Here is a 19,601-nt window from a genome sequence, read left to right as displayed (position 1 = left end):
GCGGACCTTGCCGGTCCCCGGCGCGGACCGGCACAGCAGAGGCTATCGACATCGGCTGGACAAGCATTCATCCCATGATTCTATGATGGCGCCTATGGCAGACGACGACCTCGCGACCCTCGGCCCCGCCGCCGAGCCCCGTACGACCCCCGCCCCCCGGCCCGCCGACGGTGCCGGACCACCGCAGCCGGGCCCCGCGGAAGCCGCCCCGGAGGCCCTCCCGGCGACCGGGCCGGCCGGCCGCTGGCTGCCGCGGATCGTGATCGCCGGTCTCGTCCTCGCCGCGCTCAACCTCCGCCCGGCCATCACCAGCCTCGGCGCCCTCCTGGAGGAGGTCCGCGACGGCCTCGGGATGAGCGGCACCGTCGCCGGGCTGCTGACCTCCGTACCTGCGCTGTGCTTCGCCGCCTTCGGCTTCGCCGCGCCCCGGCTGGCCAGGCGCTGGGGGCCGGGTGCGGTCGTCTGCGCCGGTATGGCGGCGATCGCCGTGGGTGTCGTGGTACGCCCGTACGCCGGCGGCACCGGCGGCTTCCTCGCCGCCAGCGCACTCGCCCTGGCCGGCATCGCGGTCAGCAACGTGCTGATGCCGGTCGTCATCAAGAGCTGGTTCGCCGACCGGGTCGGCTCGATGACCGGGCTCTACTCCATGGCGCTGGCCCTGGGCACCTCGCTCGCCGCGGCGCTCACCGTCCCCATGACCGAAGCGCTGGGCGGCAGTTGGCGGACGGGGCTGACGGTGTGGGGGGTGCTCGCCGCGGCCGCCGTGCTGCCGTGGCTCGTGGTGGTACGCCGGCGCCGGGCCGCCGCCGTCCCGGCCACGGACTCCGCGGCGGGCGCCGGGGAAGCCCCCCTGCGGATCACCTCGTCGCCGACTGCCTGGGCGCTGGCCGTCTTCTTCGGCCTCCAGGCCACCGCCGCGTACATCACGATGGGCTGGATGCCGCAGATCTTCCGGGACGCCGGGGTCTCGGCGGGCACCGCGGGGGTGCTGCTGGCGGTCACCATGGCGATGGGCGTCCCGCTCTCCTTCGTCCTGCCCCGGCTGGCGTCCCGGATGCGGCATCAGGGTCCGATCGCGGTGCTGCTGGGCCTCTGCGGCCTGGCCGGCTACGCCGGACTGTGGCTGGCACCGGCCGCCGGCGCCTGGGCCTGGGCGCTGCTGATGGGCATCTCCAACTGCGCCTTCCCGCTGGCCCTGACGATGATCGGGATGCGCTCGACCAGCTCCGCCGGGGTCGTCAAGCTCTCGGCCTTCGCGCAGAGCGTCGGCTATCTGATCTCCATTCCCGGACCGCTGCTGGTCGGCACGCTCTACCAGCACAGCGGTGGCTGGGGGCTGCCGATCGCCCTGATGGCAGGGCTGATGGTGCCGCAGATCGCGGTGGGTGTGCTGGCCGGCCGGGACCGGCGCATCGAGGACGAGAGCTGAGTGCGACACTGGGCGGTATGCCAGTGCTCGAACCGAATCCGCAGGGCGGCCAGAAGAAGCTGCTCCTCGTCCTGGGCGCCATGCTCGGCGTGACCGTCCTCGTCGCGATCATCGCGAGTATCGCCGCACCCTAGGGCCGGTCCCGGCCGGTCCGGCCGGACCGCGGCCGAGGTCCCGCGCGGGGGACGGGTGGGGGGTATCCCCACCATCCCCTAGGGGGTCCGCGTCAGGGGTAAGTGGGTGGTTTCCCGGGTGGGAACGGCCGCCGGAGATCCGTAGCTTCGAAGGACACCGCACGCCGCGGTGGGCGCCGCAGCCGCGGCCGCGCAGCCCTTCGAGCCGCCCCGGAGGCGATCCGCATGTCCGCCGCGTCCAGACGGTCACCCTCGGCCAAGGCCTCCCGGCGGCGGACGCGGCTGCCGTGGTGGGCGCCCGCGCTCCCGGTGATCTCCTTCACGGTCCTGCTGGTGCTCGCCGCGAGTCCCACCGCGGCGAGGGCCGCGAGCGCCCCGCAGGGCCTGCCCCCGCTGCTGGAGCTCCTGGCCGGGATCCTCCGCGCCGGTGCCTGGTGACCGCCCCCAGCTCCTCCGCGCCGGTGCCTGGTGACCGCCCGCGCCCGCGCGTAACCCAGCGGGGGGAGCACTTCAACACCCCGCGCCCCGCGCCGCCTTTCGTGCGAAGCTGGGACGCATGAGCGCCGATACACCCCGCCGGATTGTCCTTCTCCGACATGCCAAGGCCGAATGGTCGGAGACCAGCGATCATGAGCGTCCGCTCGCCGAGCGCGGCCGCAAGGATGCCCCGGTCGCCGGCCGCTGGCTGGCCGGAGCCGGGATCACCCCCGATCTGACCCTGTGCTCGACGTCAGCGCGTACCCGTGAGACGTGGAAGCTCGCCGTCCATGAACTCCCGCAGCGACCCAAGACCGTCTATGAGGAGCGGATCTACGAAGCCTCCCTGGGCGAGCTCATCGCGCTGCTGAACGAGACCTCCGACGACGTGACCGACCTGATGCTGGTCGGGCACAACCCCGGCGTGCACGCCCTCGCCGATGCGCTCTCCGGCGACGCCGAGGGCGATCTGCTGCCGAAAATGAACCGCAGCGGCTTCCCGACGGCCTCCCTGGCCGTGCTCTCCTTCAGCGGCTCCTGGAAGTCCCTCGAGCACGGTGCCGGGCGGCTGGTCGCCTACTGGACGCCGCACGAGTGATCCCGCCGCCCCGGCGCGCGAAGCGTGCGGGGCAGCGGCACGGACGCGACGAGGGCCCCGGCAGTTTCTGCCGGGGCCCTCGTGCGTGCGGGGAGACGGTGCTCGGCCAGGGGTGCGCCGGGCCCGAGTCGTCCGGACCGGGCACTCACCCGACGTGGGTCTCCGCCGCCTCGACCTCTTCGCGGGTGATGCCCAGCAGATACAGCACGGTGTCCAGGAACGGCACATTCACCGCGGTGTGCGCCGCCTCCCGCACCACCGGCTTGGCGTTGAAGGCGACGCCGAGCCCGGCCGTGTTGAGCATGTCGAGATCGTTGGCGCCGTCACCGATCGCCACGGTCTGCGCGAGCGGCACCCCGGCCTGCTGCGCGAACTCCCGCAGCAGCCGCGCCTTGCCGGCCCGGTCCACGATGTCACCGGTGACCCGGCCGGTGAGCCTGCCGTCGACGATCTCCAGGGTGTTGGCCGAGGCGAAGTCCAGCCCCAGCTCCTCCTTGAGCGCATCGGTGACCTGCGTGAAACCGCCCGAGACGACGCCGACTTGGTAGCCGAGCCGCTTGAGGGTGCGTACCAGGGTGCGGGCCCCGGGGGTGAGCCGTACCTCCTTGCGCACGGCCTCGACCACGGACGCGTCGAGCCCGCCGAGCAGCTCGACCCGGGCATGCAGCGACTGCTCGAAGTCCAGCTCACCGCGCATCGCGGCGGCGGTGACCTCCGCGACCTCGGCCTCACAGCCGGCGTGCGCCGCGAACAGCTCGATGACCTCGTCCTGGATGAGCGTCGAGTCGACGTCCATCACGACCAGCCGCTGCGCCCGGCGCTGGAGCCCGGCCGCCACCACCGCGATGTCCACCCCGAGCTGTGCGGCCTCGGGGGCCAGCACCGTGCGCAGCGCCTCGGTCGCCGCACCGGAGACCGCGAACTCGACAGCGGTCACCGGATACTTGGCCAGCCGGAAGATCCGGTCGATGTTGCCGCCGCTGGCCGTTATGGCGGCGGCGATGGCGGCCGCGGTCTCCGCGGTGAGCGGGTGCCCCAGCACGGTGACGTGCGAACGTCCGGTGCCGCGCGGACGGTTGTCGCCCCGGCCGGAGATGATCTCCGCCTGGAGGTTCAGCGACTCGGCCCAGCTGTGCACGGTGGCCCGCAGGTCGCCCTCGGAGGAGCCGGTGGTGCCCTGGGCGGGGGAGGGGGAGGTGACCAGTGCGCACAGCGTGATGCGTCCCCGGGTCACCACCTGTTCGATGTCCACGACATCGACGGAGTAGGCAGCGAGGGTGTCGAAGAGACCTGCGGTGATGCCGGGCCGGTCCTTCCCGAAGATCTTGACGAGAAGGGTCGGTACGTCATCGCCCGGTACGGCGGTGGCAGGCGGGATCTGCGATGCGCTCATGGTGCCCTTACGGTAACCGCCGGGCGATCGCGTCCGTACGCGTGTCCGGGGTTCGGACCGGTACGGCACGGTGGCGCCGCGCCCGCACCCCGCCGCCTGCGGCCCCGGCGCCCCGTCGATCGTTATGGAGTCGTGTCCGGCCGCCGGGCCAGGAGCACCTGCTCCGGTGCGCCAACACCCTTGCCGTGGTGACGGGTTCGGCACGTTCACGGAACGCGACCGCGACGGACCGCGCCGTCGATCGGGTATTCATCCGTTTCCTCCCATGATGCGGCCTCCGGAGCGGACGTGCAGGACATCCCCGGCGGGCCCTGCCGCTCCCCGCCGCGGCCCGCTCGGTCCGGAACGCCCGTAATCCGGTGATCCCTGCCCATCCATGGGTTCTTCCCGTGCTCCGGGGGAGTTTGACGGGCACCGCCGCAAGCCCCTTGCACCCCGGTCCCGTCCCGGTTTCCGGTCGGAGGGCCGAGCCTGAAATAGTTCCTCACGATGTTCGCCATCCCTAGACTTCCCATACAGGGCGTCACTCGGGGGACTATGTAATGGGGCATGGAGTGCCTGAACTCGTACTCGAATTGAACGGCAGGACCTGGACGCTCGACCCGTCCCGGTCCTACAACGTGGGGCGTGATCCGCAGGGCGACATGGTGCTCGACGACGCCAGGGTCTCCTGGCGGCACGCCACCGTGCGCTGGGCCGGGCGCGGCTGGATCATCGAAGACCAGGGCAGCACCAACGGCACGTACGTCCAGGGCCAGCGGATCCACCAGATGGAGATCGGCCCCGGCTCGACCGTGCATCTGGGCAATGCCACCGACGGTCCCCGGGTGACCCTGTCCGCCGGGGCGCCGGCCGCCGACGCCTTCAGCGCGCAGCCCGCGATGGCGCCGCAGCAGCAGGCCGCGCAGGGCTGGCAGGCGCCGCCCGCGCACCAGCCGCCGCCCGCCCAGCAGGGCTGGCAGGCGCCGCCGCAGGGCGGGCAGCAGCCCTACGTCCCGCCACAGCAGGCCCAGCAGCCTCCGCAGGCCCAGCAGCCTGCGCAGGCCACGCCTCCGCAGCAGTCCCGGCAGGCCCAGGAACGTCCCGCGCAGAACGCGGGCGGTGTGCCGGCCCACGGTGACCGCAGCCCGACCACGTTCCACCGCCTCGACACGGGCCGGGTGATGCGCATCGGCCGTGCGCTGGAGAACGAGCTGGTCGTCTCCGACCTCCAGGTCTCCCGTCACCACGCCGAGTTCCGTGCCACCCCCGACGGCCGTTTCGAGATCCACGACCTCGGCAGCCACAACGGCACGTACATCAACGGCCAGCCGGTCCCCAAGTCCGGCAAGGCGCCGGTCGGCCCGAACGACATCATCGGCGTCGGCCACTCCACCTTCCGGCTGATCGGCGACCGCCTGGAGGAGTTCGTCGACACCGGCGAGGTCTCCTTCTCGGCCCGCCACCTCACGGTCACCGTCGACGGCGGCAAGCAGATCCTCAAGGACGTCTCCTTCGGCGTCCCCGAGAAGTCGCTGGTCGCGGTCATCGGGCCCTCCGGATCCGGCAAGTCGACGCTGCTGAAGGCGCTGACCGGCTACCGCCCCGCGAACCAGGGCGATGTCCTCTACGACAACCGGAACCTCTACAAGCAGTTCGCCGAGCTGCGCCAGCGCATCGGTCTGGTCCCGCAGGACGACATCCTGCACAAGGAGCTGACCGTCCAGAAGGCCCTCAAGTACGCGGCCAAGCTCCGCTTCCCCGGCGACACCGCGGAGGCCGAGCGCGAGGCCCGGATCGACGAGGTGCTGCACGAGCTCAAGCTGCACGTCCACAAGGACAAGAAGGTCACCTCGCTCTCCGGCGGCCAGCGCAAGCGCGTGTCGGTGGCCCTGGAGCTGCTGACCAAGCCGTCACTGATCTTCCTGGACGAGCCGACCTCGGGTCTCGACCCGGGCATGGACCGCGATGTCATGCAGCTGCTGCGCGGCCTCGCCGACGACGGCCGTACGGTCCTGGTCGTCACGCACTCGGTGGCCGAACTCGGCCTGTGCGACAAGCTGCTGGTGATGGCGCCGGGCGGTGGAGTGGCCTACTTCGGCCCGCCCGAGGAAGCGCTCAACTTCTTCCAGTACGACTCCTGGGCGGATGTCTTCTCGGCGTTCGAGAACTACCGCGACTACGACTGGATGGGGCGCTGGCGCGGCTCCCCGCACTACCAGATGTACGCCGCGGACATCGACGCCGTCGCCCCGCAGTCGGTCAATGTCCAGGTGCCGCCGGCCCGGATACACAAGTCCCAGAGCTGGGGCTCGCAGCTGTGGACGCTGATGCGCCGCTATGTCTCGGTGCTCGCCTCCGACCGGGGCTTCCTCGGCCTGATGCTGATCCTGCCCGCGGTGCTCGGTGTGGTCTCGATGCTGATCCCCAGCGATTACGGCCTCGGTTACGGGCCGACCGCCAAGGGCCGCACCAACCGCGACGCGAGCACGATCATGCTGATCCTCGCGGTCGGCATGTGCTTCTCGGGCGCCGCCAACTCGGTCCGTGAGCTCATCAAGGAGCGGGTCATCTACGAGCGCGAACGGGCCACCGGTCTGTCGCGGTCGGCGTATCTGATGTCCAAGGTGATCGTGCTCGGCGTGGTCACGGCCTTCCAGGGCGTGATCATCGCGGCGATCGGTTTCTCCACCCGGAACATGCCCGACGAGGGCCTCGTGGTGGCGAAGGCCCCGGCCATCGAGATGGCCCTGGCGATCATCGCGCTCGGCTTCACCTCGATGATGTTCGGCCTGATCATCTCCGCGCTGGTCAAGACCGCCGAGAAGACCATGCCGCTGCTGGTCATGTTCGCCATCGTCCAGGTCGTCTTCACCGGCGTGCTCTTCCAGCTCTTCGACACCGTGGGCGTCGCCCAGTTCGCGTGGCTGATGCCGTCGCGCTGGGCCGTCGCCGCGATGGGCGCGACCGCCGATATGAACACGCTCCTGCCGTGGGAGCCGGGCAACCCGGACCCGCTGTGGAAGCACCAGACCGGCGTCTATGTGATGGACATGATCATCCTGATCAGCCTGGGCATCGGGCTCGCCTTCGTCGTCGCGCGACTGCTGCGCCGCCACGAGCCGGAGGTCATGCGCAAGTAGGCCCTGCCGTATTCATGGCACGCCTGAGGGGCGGCACCCGGTATCGGGTGCCGCCCCTCGGCGGTGTGTGCGCGACTGCGGACTGTCGGAACCGTCGGCTCAGTAGGCCGAGTTGACGTTGTCCATCGAGCCGTACTTGTCGGCCGCGTAGTTGCAGGCGGCGGTGATGTTGGCGACCGGGTCGTAGGCGTTCCAGGCGGTGCCCTCGACGTGGTACGCCTTGAAGGTCGGGGCGATCACCTGGAGCAGGCCCTTGGACGGGACGCCGTTGATGGCGTTGATGTCCCAGTTGTTGATGGCCATCGGGTTACCGCTGGACTCCCGCATGATGTTGCGGTGGATGCCCTCGTACGAGCCGGGTATGCCCTTCTTGGCCATGATGTCCAGCGACTCGCGGATCCAGCCGTCCAGGTTGTCCGGGTAGGTCTTCTTGGCGGGCTTCGCGACGGGCTTGGCGACGGGCTTCGCGACCGGCTTCGCAGCGACCGCCTTGGGCGCGGCGGCGGGGATCGCGGTGCGTACGGCGGACCGGTTCGCGGCCGCCTTCGCCGCGCGCGCCTTCTCGGCCTTCACTGCCGCGGCCTTCTTGGCGGCAGCGGCCTCGGCCTTGCCCTCGGCGGCGGACTTGTCGGCCTGCTCGGCGATCGTGGCCTGCTGGGCCTTGGCGGCGGTACCGACCGCGCTGAAGGCAACCGGCTGGACGTTCTCGACGGCGGTGGCCTGGCTCTTGCCCTGATCGGCGTCGGCACCGGGAACGACGGTGAAGACCAGAGCGGCGGCACCGGCTGCGGCGACACCGGCGACGGAGAGCTTGTGCGTCCGGGTCAGGCGGTGGAGACCAGAAGTGGCGTGCTGAGGCATGGCAGGACAGACCTTCCGATGGGGGGACGCCGCACGGGCCGAGAGCGGTGGCAAACGCCGTATTCCGATCACGGCGCCGAGCGACGGGAGCCATTCTTAGCGGCAGGAAATTCCCCCGGCAAAGGTGTGACGTACGATGCGCGTTAGTGGAACCCGGGTGGCGGATATTGCATCCCGAATAAGACTTTCCCAGCTCATCCACTATTCGGGGGTCCACTAACCCGGCTCGTAAGTGACCTGCGTCCTATGCGCGGCGTCACAGTGTGAAGAGTTTTGTCTCGCCGGACGTAATTGCAAATGCACAGTCCGTATGCGTCAGATCTCCACCACGACCCGGTCGAGCGACAGATGAATCGGATCGGGCCCTGCGCATTCCGGCGCCGCACAGCCCGCCGGAATCACCGCGAACGCCGTCCCGGTGCCGGCCCGGCGATCGTGTCCCGCTCGGTCCGGCAGCACCAGATGCAGATCGCCGCATGCGTGCGACAGACAGCGCCGCCGCCGACCGCCGCGTAGGCCCGCCCCAGCGCCCCGTCATCGGCCACCGCCGCCGGCATCAGCAGAGGGGAGGCGGTGGGCTCGTGCAGCCCGGTGAGCAGGCCGCCCACCGGGAGTCGGCGACCGGCGCGGACGGGCGGGTACGGGCCGCGGCGGGCTGGACGGACCTCGTCGTGACGCCGCGACGCGGGGTGTGGCCCCTTCGATAACTACATCCCCTATCCCGATATAAGGGGACGAATCGGACGATCCGGCATTTCGGGCATTCTCGGTATAAGGGTTCGAATCGTATGCCTGCTCGTTGCCGACATCTCCCGTATAAGACCTGTTCCCTATATAAGGGGCTACTTCCTCATACGAGGACAGCTAGGAGGAACCGCACAAGAACGGCAAAGCCTCCTGGGGAAGGCCGAGCGGTGCCACCACATTCACCTCCAGCGCCACCCGCGGCCCGTCCCGCGGCCCGTCCCGCGGCCCGTCCGCCGGCCGCACCAGCGGCCCGGCCCCTTCGATGCCCCCGTGATGACCGCCACCGGCATGATCGTGCCCCCTTCCCGCCCGGACCGGGGAGACACCCCCAGCCCTCGCGGTAGGAACGCCACGCCCGCGGACGTCGGGCGCCGGACCGGCCGTGGCCAGGGCATTCGGCCTAGGCCGGTGGGCGTAGGCGGCAGCCGTCATCGGACCGATACGGGCTGGTCGCCCCGCCGGTACGGTGAGGCCATGACCAACGGAGCGGGAGCGGGGATCCCCGCGGTGAGCACCGCGATCCTGGCGATGAGCAGGCATCTGGAGGTGCGCGACGTCCTCAAGACGATCGTGGCCTCGGCCCGCGAGCTGCTGGACGCCGAGTACGCCGCCCTGGGCGTGCCCGACGACCACGGCGGCTTCGCCCAGTTCGTGGTGGACGGCGTCAGCGCCGAGCAGTGGAAGGCCATCGGCCCGCTGCCCCGCCAGCACGGCATTCTCGCCGCCATGCTGCACAACGCGACGCCCGAGCGGCTCGCCGACGTCCGCGAGGACCCCCGCTTCGGCGGCTGGCCGGCGGCCCACCCGGACATGTCCGACTTCCTCGGGCTGCCGGTCGCCGACGGCGACGAGATCCTCGGCGCCCTCTTCCTCGCCAACAAGCGCTGCTCCAAGACCCCTCCTTCCCGTGGGGACGGCTGCGGCTTCACCGAGGAGGACGAGCGGCTGCTCGGGATACTCGCCCAGCACGCCGCCATCGCGCTGACCAACGCCCGTCTCTACGAGCGCAGCCGCGAGCTGACCATCGTCGGGGAGCGCGCGCGGCTCGCCCATGAGCTGCACGACGCGGTCGCCCAGAAACTCTTCTCGCTCCGCCTCACCGCCCAGGCCGCCACCGCCCTGGTCGACCGTGACCCGGCCCGCGCCAAGGACGAGCTGCACCAGGTCGCCGCGCTGGCCGCGGAGGCCGCCGACGAACTGCGGGCCGCCGTCGTCGAACTGCGGCCCGCCGGCCTGGACGAGGACGGCCTGGTCGCCACCCTGCGCTCCCAGGCCCAGGTCCTGGACCGCGCCCACTCCGCGCGCGTCACCTTCGCGGCCCACTGCGTCCGGGCCCTGCCCGCCGCCCAGGAGGAGGCCATGCTCCGGGTCGCCCAGGAGGCGCTGCACAACGCCTTGCGGCACTCCGGTGCCGGGCATGTCGAGGTGACGCTCACCCGGAACGGCCAGGGCGCCCTGCTGCGGATCGCCGACGACGGCTGCGGATTCGACCCCGGCAGGGTCCGCCGGGCGGGCCGCCACCTGGGCCTGGTCTCGATGCGCGACCGCGCGGGCGGCGTCGGCGGAAAGCTCACCGTGGAATCGGAGCCCGGAAAGGGCACCGCTGTCGAGATGGAGGTGCCCGGTGGCTGACAAGGACAGGGACGGTGCGAGGGGCGCCCCCCGGGACGCCGCCGGGGCGGGCTCCGGCCGTCGGGCGGCGGGCGGGGCGATCCGCGTACTGCTCGTCGACGATCACCAGGTCGTGCGCCGCGGGCTGCGGACGTTCCTGGAGATCCAGGACGACATCGAGGTGGTGGGCGAGGCCTCCGACGGCGCGGAGGGCATCGCCGCCGCCGAAGAGCTGCGCCCGGACGTCGTCCTGATGGACGTCAAGATGCCCGGCATGGACGGCATCGAGGCGCTCCGCACGCTGCGCGAACTGACCAACCCCGCCCGGGTGCTGGTGGTGACCAGCTTCACCGAACAGCGCACCGTCGTCCCGGCGCTGCGCGCGGGCGCGGCCGGCTACGTCTACAAGGACATCGACCCGGAGGCGCTGGCCGGCGCCATCCGCTCGGTGCACGCGGGCCATGTGCTGCTCCAGCCCGAGGTGGCCGGTGCCCTGCTCGCCCAGGAGGAGAACAACGGCGGCCAGGGGCGCGGCACTTCCCTCACCGACCGGGAGCGCGAGGTGCTCGGCCTGATCGCGGACGGCCGCTCCAACCGCGAGATCGCCCGCGCCCTGGTGCTGTCCGAGAAGACCGTCAAGACCCATGTCTCCAACATCCTCATGAAGCTCGATCTCGCCGACCGGACACAGGCCGCGCTCTGGGCCGTACGGCACGGCATCGGGGCCTGAACGCCGTACGGGAGCACCGCCGTGCAGTGGTGCTCCCGTACCGCCGGCGCAACCGGAACGTCGTCTTCAGATCTGAGATTCATACTGTCGTGTAGCGGTAGCCCATTCGGCGTATCCCTTCTCGGGCCGGGCCGTTGTCCAGTGCAGTCGTGGCGGCTGGCCACGGCAACGGCAACGAGGAGCAAGAGAAGTGAAGAACATCAAGCGCGCAGCGGTCCTCACGATGGCGGTGAGCGGCCTCGCCCTCGCAGGCGCCGGCGTCGCCTCGGCCCACTCCCCGCAGGCGCAGGGCGGCGCGGTGCACTCCCCGGGCATCGTCTCCGGCAACGTCATCCAGGCCCCGGTGCACGTTCCCGTGAACGCCTGTGGCCTCACCGTCACCGCCATCGGCGCGCTCAACCCCACCTTCGGCAACCCCTGCGCCAACGTCTGACCGTCGCAGGACCCGCCTGACCCGCGCGGCGCCATGGTCCGCGCGGGCCGGGCCGGACCGGCCCCGGCACCCCTGGGATGCGCGGCCGGTCCCCTCCCTCCACCACCGTCTTTCCGGCTCTGTGCCCCCACGTGAGGAACACGCCCCCATGAACACCGCCAAGAAGGCCGCCCTCGTCCTCGCCGCCACCGGTATCGCCCTCGGTGCGGCCGCCGGATCCGCCTTCGCGACCAGTGGCGCGCAGGCCGACGGCGCGGCCACGCGTTCCCCCGGCATCGGCTCGGGCAACCTCGCTCAGGTCCCCGTGCACGTCCCCGTGAACGCCACCGGCAACAGCGTCAACGTCGTCGGTGTGCTCAACCCCGCCTTCGGCAACGCCATCTCGAACAACTGAGGTTGTCCGGTCGGGGCTGAACGGCTTCGCCTGCCCAGAGGCGTTCGGCCCCGCTCGGCAAAGGGCCCCGCCGACCACACAATGGTCCGGCGGGGCCTGTTCCCGTTCACCCGCGGTGCCGCTCCCTCTCCTCCACCGCGGAGTTGTACGCCGCCACCTGCGCCCGACGGGCCGTACGCTCCACCGGCCGCAGCGCCTCGGCGCGGGCCGCGATCTCCGACGAGCTCACCGCGGCACCGTGCTCCCTGCCGTCCCCGCCGGCCTGCTGCGCGATATCGATGAGCGCACCGACGCGCTGCGCCAGCTCCAATACCCGCACCGCACGCGGCGGATACCCGGGGGCCAGCACCTGCCGGCCGGCCTCCGCCCGCGCCCGGTACGCCTCCAGCGCCGCCTGCGCCACGGGACCGGCCCCGGCCACATCCAGCTTCGCGAGCAGCTCGGTCGCGTCCCGCAGCGCTTCCGCCAGCTCCCGCTCCGCCTCGCCCAGCGACGGCACATCGGCCGGCGGCCCCTCCCGCACCGGCAGACAGCGCCAGACCACCTCCACATGCACATCGGGCGCGGCACCGCCCTCCGGCCCGGCCTCGTACGCCTGCGGGATCAGCCCCAGCCCGGCGCCCGCGGCGAGCACCGCCTCCTCGGCCTCCAGCGCCCGCGCATTGAATTCCGGCGGTCCGCACAGCCCCAGCGGATGGCCGGGCACCGGCAGGGCCACCCGCAGGCCCTGCGCCCCCAGCGCCCGCAGCCGCCCCAGCGCGAGCGTCAGCCCGACCGGCGTCTCCTCGCCGGGCAGGCCCTCCACGCGGTGCACCGCATCGTCGTCCGCGATCCGATGCGCGGCTTCATCAGGTGAGACAAGCCCGGCCAAAAGGGCATTTCCCCACGCCGCCAGCCGTCCTGAACGAGGTTCATTGAGCATGGTCCCCAGCCTAGAGAAGAGCACCGACAACGAGTGGCGTAGGTTTGCAGGGGGGCTGCGCCTACAGGTGTACGCGACGACCGAGAAGCAATGGGAGACAACGCGCTCATGAGCGATGTGCTGGAGCTGGTGGACGTATCCGTGGTCCGCGAAGGACGGGCTCTGGTGGACCAGGTCTCCTGGTCGGTGAAGGAGGGTGAGCGCTGGGTGATCCTCGGTCCCAACGGCGCCGGCAAGACCACCCTGCTGAACCTCGCCTCCAGCTACCTCTTCCCGACCACCGGCAGCGCGTCGATCCTCGGCGAGCAGCTCGGCCGGGTCGACGTCTTCGACCTGCGCCCCCGCATCGGTGTCGCCGGCATCGCGCTCGCCGACAAGCTGCCCCGCAGCCAGACCGTCCTCCAGACCGTGCTCACCGCCGCGTACGGCATGACGGCCGGCTGGCAGGAGAGCTACGAGGACATCGACGAGCAGCGTGCCCGCGCCTTCCTCGACCGCCTCGGCATGACCGCGTACCTCGACCGGAAGTTCGGCACCCTCTCCGAGGGCGAGCGCAAGCGCACCCTGATCGCCCGCGCCATGATGACCGACCCCGAGCTGCTGCTGCTGGACGAGCCGGCCGCCGGTCTCGACCTCGGTGGCCGCGAGGACCTGGTGCGCCGCCTCGGCCGCCTCGCCCGCGACCCGTACGCACCCTCCATGATCATGGTCACCCACCATGTCGAGGAGATCGCCCCGGGCTTCACCCACGTCCTGATGATCCGTCAGGGCAAGGTGCTGGCCGCCGGCCCGCTCGAACTCGAACTCACCTCCAGCAACCTCTCCCACTGCTTCGGCCTCCCGCTGATCGTCGAGCGCAACGGCAACGACCGCTGGACCGCGCAGGGTCTGCCCCTGACCTGACGGCCCGCCCGTCGTCCGGCCGTCACCCCGCACGGAGCCTCCCCCTCCCGGACCCGGTCCGGGGGGAACCCCGTCATGTCGCCACGCGCCCCTCGTTGCTGACCGATCGCGCCCTGTCCCCGGCCGCCGCACCGATCTACCATGAACCCGTGGATCCATGGGTGTGGTGGCTGATCGCCGCCGTAGGACTGGGCATTCCTCTCGTCGTGACCGCGATGCCCGAATTCGGGATGCTCGCGGTCGGTGCCGTCGCCGGTGCCGTCACCGCGGGTCTGGGAGGCGGCACCGTCCCGCAATTCCTCGTCTTCGCCGCCGTGTCGGTCGCGTTGATCGCGGTCGTCCGCCCGCTCGCCAGTCGCCACCGCGGCCAGAGCCCCCAACTCGCGTCCGGCATCGACGCACTCAAGGGCAAGAGCGCCACGGTCCTGGAGCGGGTCGACGGCGGAGGCGGCGGCCGTATCAAACTCGCCGGCGAGGTCTGGTCCGCCCGCGCCCTCGACGGCAGTCAGGTCTACGAGCCCGGCCAGCAGGTCGACGTCGTCGAGATCGAAGGCGCCACCGCCGTCGTCATCTGACCCGAACACGCTGCGCGACGAGCCACGACTCTGAAAGACTGATCAACGTCAAGCCGGTCGCCGGCCGGCAGGGACCAGCAACGAAGGGCACGGGAGCCGCTGTGGAACCGATCATCATCGTCCTGATCATCCTGGTGGTGCTCGTGTTCATCGCACTCATCAAAACGATCCAGGTCATCCCACAGGCCAGCGCCGCCATCGTCGAACGCTTCGGCCGCTACACCCGCACCCTCAACGCGGGCCTGAACATCGTCGTCCCGTTCATCGACTCCATCCGCAACCGCATCGACCTCCGCGAACAGGTCGTGCCGTTCCCGCCGCAGCCGGTGATCACCCAGGACAACCTGGTCGTGAACATCGACACCGTCATCTACTACCAGGTGACCGACGCCCGCGCCGCGACGTACGAGGTCGCCAGCTACATCCAGGCCATCGAGCAGCTGACCGTCACCACCCTGCGGAACATCATCGGCGGCATGGACCTGGAGCGGACCCTGACCTCCCGTGAGGAGATCAACGCGGCGCTGCGCGGCGTCCTCGACGAGGCCACCGGCAAGTGGGGCATCCGGGTCAACCGCGTCGAGCTGAAGGCCATCGAGCCGCCGACCTCCATCCAGGACTCGATGGAGAAGCAGATGCGCGCCGACCGTGACAAGCGCGCCGCCATCCTCCAGGCCGAAGGTGTCCGGCAGTCCCAGATCCTCACCGCCGAAGGTGAGAAGCAGTCCTCGATCCTGCGCGCCGAGGGTGAGGCCAAGGCCGCGGCCCTGCGCGCCGAGGGCGAGGCCCAGGCGATCCGGGTGGTCTTCGAATCGATCCACGCCGGCGACCCGGACCAGAAGCTGCTCTCCTACCAGTACCTCCAGATGCTCCCGAAGATCGCCGAGGGCGACGCCAACAAGCTCTGGATCGTGCCCAGCGAGATCGGCGACGCGCTCAAGGGCCTCGGCGGCGCCCTCGGCAACTTCACCCCGCCGACCGGCGGCGGCTCCATCCCGAAGCCCAGCTCGCCGAACCGTGAAGCGCCCCCGATCGACTGACATGGACGCGCCCCTGGTGCATGATCGGGCGGAACCGTACCGATCATGCACGGGGGAATCCGCGTGACCATCTGGGAAGCCATCGCCGTCTTCGCCGCCGGAATCGGCGCCGGCACGATCAACACCGTCGTCGGGTCGGGCACCCTGATCACCTTCCCGGTGCTGCTCGCCTTCGGTCTGCCGCCCGTCACGGCCAATGTGTCCAACACCCTTGGCCTGGTACCCGGTTCGATCAGCGGCGCCATCGGCTACCGCCGCGAACTCACCGGCCAGCGCGCCAGGATCCTCCGCTTCGGCCTCGTCGCCCTCGTCGGCGGCCTGACCGGCGCGATCCTGCTGCTCGCACTGCCCTCCCAGGCCTTCGACACGATCGTCCCCGTCCTGATCGCGCTCGCGCTCGTCCTCGTCATCGCCCAGCCCAAGCTGGCCGCCGCGCTCCGCGCCCGCCGCGAGCGCACCGGCACCACCGCCCAACGCGACGGCGGCATCGCCCTGCTGGTCGGCCTGCTGTTCGCCAGTGCCTACGGCGGCTACTTCGGCGCCGCCCAGGGGGTGCTCTACCTCTCCCTGATGGGCCTGCTGCTCCACGACGACCTACAGCGCATCAACGCCCTCAAGAACGTCCTCGCCGCGATCGTCAACGGCGTCGCCGCGGTCTTCTTCCTCTTCGTCGCGCACTTCGACTGGGCCGCCGTCGGCCTGATCGCGCTCGGGTCCACCCTCGGCGGTCAGCTCGGCGCGAAGGTGGGCCGCCGTCTGCCGCCCACCGTCCTGCGCGCCGTCATCGTCGTCGTCGGCCTGCTGGCCATCACCCAACTCGTCCTCAAATAAGGCGAGTCGGGTGACGGCCCCGGCGGCAGAAAGACCGGGTCCGCCGCGCTAGGCGGGCAGCGCCAGCCACTCCGGCAGCGCGTCCCGCACCGACACCCCCAGCGTCGACAGCAGCGCATCCGCCGGCGTCGGCTCGAACGGCCGCCGCAGCAGCCGCATCCCCGCCTGCTCGGGCGTACGGTCCGCCTTGCGGTGGTTGTCCTCCGCACACGAGGCGACGGTATTCAGCCAGGTGTCCCCACCGCCGTGCGACCGCGGCACGACATGGTCCACGGTCGTCGCCCGCCGCCCGCAGTACGCACACCGGTGCTGGTCACGCACCAGCACACCCCGCCGCGACCAGGGCGCCTGTCTTCGGAACGGCACCCGTACGTACCTGCTGAGCCTGATCACCTGCGGCACCGGTATGTCCACCGCGGCGGCACGGATGCGCAGCCCGGGGTGAGCGTGCTCGACGACCGCCTTGTCCTGCATGACCAGCACGACCGCACGCCGCAGCGACACCGTCGACAGCGGCTCGAAGCTCGCATTCAGCACCAGCGTCTCGCGCATCCCGTCCACCTCCCGGACCCGCTCCGCCCCCGCGGCGAAGTTGCTCCACTGTGCAGCGGCAGGTATTCCCCGAACAACGCAATTTCCGCACGCCACAAGGGAAATGGAGGACGATCAGCAGATGAAAAAGAGGTGCGTGGCAGCGCCCCGCGAGCCACGAAAAGAGTGCGCTCCGGGTCCCGCCCCCGTGAAACACGCGGGACCCGGAGCGAACGGCAGCCGGCGAGGACGCCCACACGAGTGCGGGCTCCGGCGAGCGGCCGGCGACACACCTGCGCCCCGCCGCTCCCGCCACTGCGGTACCAGCTGCCCGACGCCCTGATGAGGGGCGGCGGCACGAGTACCACTCTGTGTGCGGGAAGCGCCGGGGCGCAACGGAATTACGGCGCTCAGCCCGCCGCGGGCAGCTCGAACTCGGCGATCAGCTGAGCCCGCCCGAGCGTGTGGAACCGCAGGTTGAAGCCCACCACCGCGGGCGAGGCCTCGGCATCCGGACCGAGCTTCTCCTGGTCCACCGCGTACACCGTGAACACATAACGGTGCGGACCGTCCCCGGGCGGCGGCGCCGCGCCCCCGAAGTCCCGCGTCCCGTAGTCGTTACGGACATGCACGGCGCCCTCGGGCAGCCCCTTCATCTCCCCGGACCCGGCACCGGCCGGCAGCTCCGTCACCGACGCCGGGATGTCGAACAGCGACCAGTGCCAAAAGCCACTGCCCGTCGGCGCGTCCGGGTCGTAGCAGGTGACGGCGTAGCTCTTCGTCCCCGCGGGCGCACCCTCCCACCGCAGTTGCGGCGAACGGTTCCCCTCGGCGAAGACCTGCTCCGGCCGCAGCGTCCCGCCCGGCTCCACCTCGTCGCTCAGCACCGTGAACTCGGGCACCGGCGGATGGAAATCGTGCGGGAGCGGCCGCCGCTTCAGCTCGGACACTGCAACACCTCCTGGTCGCTTGCTGACACCTGTCCGGCCAGGTTAGAGCCAGTTCCGCTTACCGCCGACCTCCGCCAGCCACTGGTTGAGGTAACCCGCCCAGTCGGTCCCCTCGAAGTCGTTCAGCCCGACCGTGAACGACCGGTAGGTGTCCGAGCCCTCGCTGAACAGCCCCGGCTTCTTGTCCATCTCCAGGACGACGTCCATCTCCCGGTCGTCCGCCACGAACGACAGCTCGACCTGGTTCAGCCCGCGGTACTGCTGCGGCGCATGGAACTCGATCTCCTGGTAGAACGGCAGCTTCTGACGCGTCCCCCGGATGTGCCCCTGCTCCAGGTCGGCGGCCTTGAAACGGAACCCGAGCCGCCCGAACGCGTCCAGGATCGCCTGCTGCGCCGGCAGCGGATGCACATTCACCGGGTCGAGATCACCGGAGTCCACCGCACGGGCGATCGCCAGCTCCGTCGTCACCCCGACGTTCATCCCGTGCAGATGCGTCCCCAGGAACGTCGTGATCGGCGTCTCCCACGGGATCTCCAGCCCGAACGGCACGGTGTGCGCCGCACCCGGCTGCACCGCAAACGCACCACCCAGCTGCACCTTGGTGAACTCGATGTTCCGCTTGTACTCCTCGTCGCCGCTCTCGACCTCGACGCGCGCCTGTAGTCCGACGGACAGCCCCTGGATGTCCTGGGCCACGGACCCGCCCTGGATCCGCACCTCGCCCTGTACGACCCCACCCGGTACGACGTTCTCCTCGAAGAGCACCGTCTCCACCGACGCACCTCCGGCGCCCAGGCTCGCCAGCAGCTTCTTGAATCCCATGCTCGTCCTCCCCAGGCGGAACCGCCTGTGCTCTGTATTGCGCGCCGAGCTCTCGGCTTGATCCCTACGAACGCGAAACCGAACAGTCCGGTTCCACGGCCCACACTTTCCCAACCCCGACGCCCCCATGGCCAGCCGCCCTCCCAAACGGCTGCACTACCCTCGGTCCGCATGACCGACGTACCGGAACGTATGCCGCTCACCCATGACTTCTTCGACCGTCCCGTGGTGGACGTGGCCCCCGACCTCCTGGGCCGCACCCTCCTCCGCAACACCCCCGACGGTCCGATCGCAGTCCGGCTCACCGAGGTCGAGGCCTACGACGGCGAGACCGACCCCGGCTCCCACGCCTACCGGGGCCGCACCGCACGCAACGCCACCATGTTCGGCCCGCCCGGCCACGCGTACGTCTACTTCATCTACGGCATGTGGTTCAGCCTCAACGCGGTCTGCGGCTCCGAGGGCAAGGCGAGCGGTGTCCTCCTGCGCGCAGGCGAGATCCTCACCGGCGCACCCCTGGCCGCCGCCCGCCGCCCCAAGGCCCGCAACACCAACGAACTGGCCAAGGGACCGGCCCGCCTGGCCACCGCCCTCGACATCGACCGCACTCTCGACGGCATCGACCTGTGCGCCGGCGACACCGCACCGCTGTCTGTACTCCACGGCCGCCCGCCCGCTCCCGAGCTGGTACGCAACGGCCCGCGCACCGGCGTCGGCGGAGACGGGGCCGACCACCCCTGGCGCTACTGGATCGCCGACGACCCCACCGTCAGCCCCTACCGCCCCCACGTCCCCCGACGCCGCACCCCCAGCGCTACTTGACTCTGCATCGCCGACCGCCTAACGTAGCCCGAGCCGCTGGAGACGGGCAGCGCTATTTGCGCAGACCGCCAGGCGGCACAACCAACCACTCCGATCGGCTCCCTAACGGGTCCAATTTCGCGTTGCCGAAATTCGATCAGGCCGACTCGATTATGAGTCGCCAGGGAAAGCCGCTAAAGTGGTGACCACGCCGAAAGAGCAGCAGTAAATAACTGCTCCGGGGCGGACCTCCGACGAATATCGGAACCGGAATCGAAACGAAACCGGGTCTGC

21 protein-coding genes are annotated in these 19,601 nt (G+C 70.8%); 15 read left to right on the top strand and 6 right to left on the bottom strand.

From position 1 onward, the window contains the following. Positions 1–94: 94 nt before the first annotated feature. The 4 genes from M8I34_RS38720 (at position 95) to M8I34_RS38710 (ending at position 2,638) form a co-directional block, all read left to right on the top strand. Positions 95–1,429: an MFS transporter gene (locus M8I34_RS38720; RefSeq protein ID WP_250057785.1), complete on the top strand. Its 1,335-nt coding sequence runs from the start codon at positions 95–97 to the stop codon at positions 1,427–1,429. A 17-nt stretch (positions 1,430–1,446) separates the two neighbouring features. Continuing rightward, positions 1,447–1,563: an SGM_5486 family transporter-associated protein gene (locus M8I34_RS41520; RefSeq protein ID WP_267959227.1), complete on the top strand. Its 117-nt coding sequence runs from the start codon at positions 1,447–1,449 to the stop codon at positions 1,561–1,563. Between the two features lie 225 nt (positions 1,564–1,788). Beyond that, complete coding sequence (locus M8I34_RS38715) at positions 1,789–2,001, top strand: hypothetical protein (protein WP_244415667.1); 213 nt, start codon at positions 1,789–1,791, stop codon at positions 1,999–2,001. A gap of 118 nt (positions 2,002–2,119) precedes the next feature. Beyond that, positions 2,120–2,638 (top strand): histidine phosphatase family protein, encoded by a 519-nt coding sequence (locus tag M8I34_RS38710; protein ID WP_250057784.1) that lies wholly within the window; start codon positions 2,120–2,122, stop codon positions 2,636–2,638. A gap of 145 nt (positions 2,639–2,783) precedes the next feature. Here M8I34_RS38710 and serB read toward each other — a convergent pair whose 3' ends face one another. Next, complete coding sequence (gene serB, locus M8I34_RS38705) at positions 2,784–4,031, bottom strand: phosphoserine phosphatase SerB (RefSeq protein WP_250057782.1); 1,248 nt, start codon at positions 4,029–4,031, stop codon at positions 2,784–2,786. 542 nt (positions 4,032–4,573) lie between these two features. Between serB and M8I34_RS38700 the strand changes: the two genes are divergently transcribed. After that, on the top strand, positions 4,574–7,153 hold the full coding sequence (locus M8I34_RS38700; protein WP_250057780.1) for an FHA domain-containing protein: 2,580 nt from the start codon (positions 4,574–4,576) through the stop codon (positions 7,151–7,153). Between the two features lie 99 nt (positions 7,154–7,252). On the opposite strand, the gene M8I34_RS38695 is transcribed toward M8I34_RS38700, so the two are convergent. After that, positions 7,253–8,014 (bottom strand): transglycosylase SLT domain-containing protein, encoded by a 762-nt coding sequence (locus tag M8I34_RS38695; RefSeq protein ID WP_250057777.1) that lies wholly within the window; start codon positions 8,012–8,014, stop codon positions 7,253–7,255. A gap of 476 nt (positions 8,015–8,490) precedes the next feature. Between M8I34_RS38695 and M8I34_RS41765 the strand changes: the two genes are divergently transcribed. The 5 genes from M8I34_RS41765 to M8I34_RS38670 all read left to right on the top strand — a co-directional run bounded on the left by M8I34_RS41765 (position 8,491) and on the right by M8I34_RS38670 (position 11,929). Beyond that, positions 8,491–8,721: a hypothetical protein gene (locus M8I34_RS41765; protein WP_308372782.1), complete on the top strand. Its 231-nt coding sequence runs from the start codon at positions 8,491–8,493 to the stop codon at positions 8,719–8,721. A gap of 514 nt (positions 8,722–9,235) precedes the next feature. Then, on the top strand, positions 9,236–10,393 hold the full coding sequence (locus M8I34_RS38685; protein ID WP_250057766.1) for a GAF domain-containing sensor histidine kinase: 1,158 nt from the start codon (positions 9,236–9,238) through the stop codon (positions 10,391–10,393). 79 nt (positions 10,394–10,472) lie between these two features. Continuing rightward, positions 10,473–11,102, top strand: a complete 630-nt coding sequence (locus tag M8I34_RS38680; protein ID WP_030988302.1) for a response regulator transcription factor — start codon at positions 10,473–10,475, stop codon at positions 11,100–11,102. Positions 11,103–11,292: 190 nt separating this feature from the next. Then, positions 11,293–11,535 (top strand): chaplin, encoded by a 243-nt coding sequence (locus M8I34_RS38675; protein ID WP_250057760.1) that lies wholly within the window; start codon positions 11,293–11,295, stop codon positions 11,533–11,535. A 148-nt stretch (positions 11,536–11,683) separates the two neighbouring features. After that, positions 11,684–11,929 (top strand): chaplin, encoded by a 246-nt coding sequence (locus M8I34_RS38670; protein ID WP_250057756.1) that lies wholly within the window; start codon positions 11,684–11,686, stop codon positions 11,927–11,929. A gap of 106 nt (positions 11,930–12,035) precedes the next feature. Here the strand turns inward: M8I34_RS38670 and M8I34_RS38665 are convergent, their stop codons facing one another. Next, a complete protein-coding gene (locus tag M8I34_RS38665; RefSeq protein WP_250057754.1) occupies positions 12,036–12,851 on the bottom strand; it encodes a hypothetical protein in 816 nt (271 codons plus the stop codon). Positions 12,852–12,941: 90 nt separating this feature from the next. Here M8I34_RS38665 and M8I34_RS38660 point away from each other — a divergent pair, with 90 nt between their 5' ends. From M8I34_RS38660 to M8I34_RS38645, 4 genes are all read left to right on the top strand, one after another. Continuing rightward, positions 12,942–13,754 carry an ABC transporter ATP-binding protein gene (locus tag M8I34_RS38660; RefSeq protein ID WP_030087609.1) on the top strand — a complete coding sequence of 271 codons (813 nt, stop codon included), beginning with the start codon at positions 12,942–12,944 and terminating at the stop codon, positions 13,752–13,754. Positions 13,755–13,915: 161 nt separating this feature from the next. Further along, positions 13,916–14,329 carry an NfeD family protein gene (locus tag M8I34_RS38655; RefSeq protein WP_030988294.1) on the top strand — a complete coding sequence of 138 codons (414 nt, stop codon included), beginning with the start codon at positions 13,916–13,918 and terminating at the stop codon, positions 14,327–14,329. 101 nt (positions 14,330–14,430) lie between these two features. Beyond that, on the top strand, positions 14,431–15,369 hold the full coding sequence (locus tag M8I34_RS38650) for an SPFH domain-containing protein (RefSeq protein WP_030087611.1): 939 nt from the start codon (positions 14,431–14,433) through the stop codon (positions 15,367–15,369). A gap of 63 nt (positions 15,370–15,432) precedes the next feature. Beyond that, positions 15,433–16,200 (top strand): sulfite exporter TauE/SafE family protein, encoded by a 768-nt coding sequence (locus tag M8I34_RS38645; RefSeq protein ID WP_250057746.1) that lies wholly within the window; start codon positions 15,433–15,435, stop codon positions 16,198–16,200. Positions 16,201–16,248: 48 nt separating this feature from the next. Here the strand turns inward: M8I34_RS38645 and M8I34_RS38640 are convergent, their stop codons facing one another. From M8I34_RS38640 to M8I34_RS38630, 3 genes are all read right to left on the bottom strand, one after another. After that, on the bottom strand, positions 16,249–16,752 hold the full coding sequence (locus M8I34_RS38640; RefSeq protein ID WP_250057739.1) for an HNH endonuclease: 504 nt from the start codon (positions 16,750–16,752) through the stop codon (positions 16,249–16,251). 389 nt (positions 16,753–17,141) lie between these two features. Next, the gene (locus M8I34_RS38635) at positions 17,142–17,681 is read right to left on the bottom strand and encodes a YbhB/YbcL family Raf kinase inhibitor-like protein (protein ID WP_030988289.1); all 540 of its coding nucleotides are present in this window, start codon (positions 17,679–17,681) and stop codon (positions 17,142–17,144) included. A gap of 42 nt (positions 17,682–17,723) precedes the next feature. Then, the gene (locus M8I34_RS38630; RefSeq protein ID WP_030087617.1) at positions 17,724–18,506 is read right to left on the bottom strand and encodes a sporulation protein; all 783 of its coding nucleotides are present in this window, start codon (positions 18,504–18,506) and stop codon (positions 17,724–17,726) included. A 171-nt stretch (positions 18,507–18,677) separates the two neighbouring features. On the opposite strand from M8I34_RS38630, the gene M8I34_RS38625 reads away from it, so the two are divergent. Then, positions 18,678–19,328 (top strand): DNA-3-methyladenine glycosylase, encoded by a 651-nt coding sequence (locus M8I34_RS38625; RefSeq protein WP_250057721.1) that lies wholly within the window; start codon positions 18,678–18,680, stop codon positions 19,326–19,328. Positions 19,329–19,601: the final 273 nt, after the last annotated feature.

The organism is Streptomyces sp. MCA2, assembly GCF_023544705.1.
Lineage (GTDB): Bacteria > Actinomycetota > Actinomycetes > Streptomycetales > Streptomycetaceae > Streptomyces > Streptomyces decoyicus.
The sequence above is the reverse complement of the archived record's forward strand: the minus strand, read 5'-3'. Positions and strand labels throughout refer to the sequence as shown.

What these genes read in the sequence shown, in the direction of transcription:
- M8I34_RS38695 (WP_250057777.1), bottom strand. Translation starts at nt 8,014, where the DNA reads ATGCCTCAGCACGCCACTTCTGGTCTCCACCGCCTGACCCGGACGCAC.
- M8I34_RS38670 (WP_250057756.1), top strand. Translation starts at nt 11,684, where the DNA reads ATGAACACCGCCAAGAAGGCCGCCCTCGTCCTCGCCGCCACCGGTATC.
- M8I34_RS38625 (WP_250057721.1), top strand. Translation starts at nt 18,678, where the DNA reads ATGACCGACGTACCGGAACGTATGCCGCTCACCCATGACTTCTTCGAC.
- M8I34_RS41765 (WP_308372782.1), top strand. Translation starts at nt 8,491, where the DNA reads ATGCGTGCGACAGACAGCGCCGCCGCCGACCGCCGCGTAGGCCCGCCC.
- M8I34_RS38700 (WP_250057780.1), top strand. Translation starts at nt 4,574, where the DNA reads ATGGGGCATGGAGTGCCTGAACTCGTACTCGAATTGAACGGCAGGACC.
- M8I34_RS38710 (WP_250057784.1), top strand. Translation starts at nt 2,120, where the DNA reads ATGAGCGCCGATACACCCCGCCGGATTGTCCTTCTCCGACATGCCAAG.
- M8I34_RS38720 (WP_250057785.1), top strand. Translation starts at nt 95, where the DNA reads ATGGCAGACGACGACCTCGCGACCCTCGGCCCCGCCGCCGAGCCCCGT.
- M8I34_RS38640 (WP_250057739.1), bottom strand. Translation starts at nt 16,752, where the DNA reads ATGCGCGAGACGCTGGTGCTGAATGCGAGCTTCGAGCCGCTGTCGACG.
- M8I34_RS38685 (WP_250057766.1), top strand. Translation starts at nt 9,236, where the DNA reads ATGACCAACGGAGCGGGAGCGGGGATCCCCGCGGTGAGCACCGCGATC.
- serB (WP_250057782.1), bottom strand. Translation starts at nt 4,031, where the DNA reads ATGAGCGCATCGCAGATCCCGCCTGCCACCGCCGTACCGGGCGATGAC.
- M8I34_RS38715 (WP_244415667.1), top strand. Translation starts at nt 1,789, where the DNA reads ATGTCCGCCGCGTCCAGACGGTCACCCTCGGCCAAGGCCTCCCGGCGG.
- M8I34_RS41520 (WP_267959227.1), top strand. Translation starts at nt 1,447, where the DNA reads ATGCCAGTGCTCGAACCGAATCCGCAGGGCGGCCAGAAGAAGCTGCTC.
- M8I34_RS38665 (WP_250057754.1), bottom strand. Translation starts at nt 12,851, where the DNA reads ATGCTCAATGAACCTCGTTCAGGACGGCTGGCGGCGTGGGGAAATGCC.
- M8I34_RS38630 (WP_030087617.1), bottom strand. Translation starts at nt 18,506, where the DNA reads ATGGGATTCAAGAAGCTGCTGGCGAGCCTGGGCGCCGGAGGTGCGTCG.
- M8I34_RS38660 (WP_030087609.1), top strand. Translation starts at nt 12,942, where the DNA reads ATGGGAGACAACGCGCTCATGAGCGATGTGCTGGAGCTGGTGGACGTA.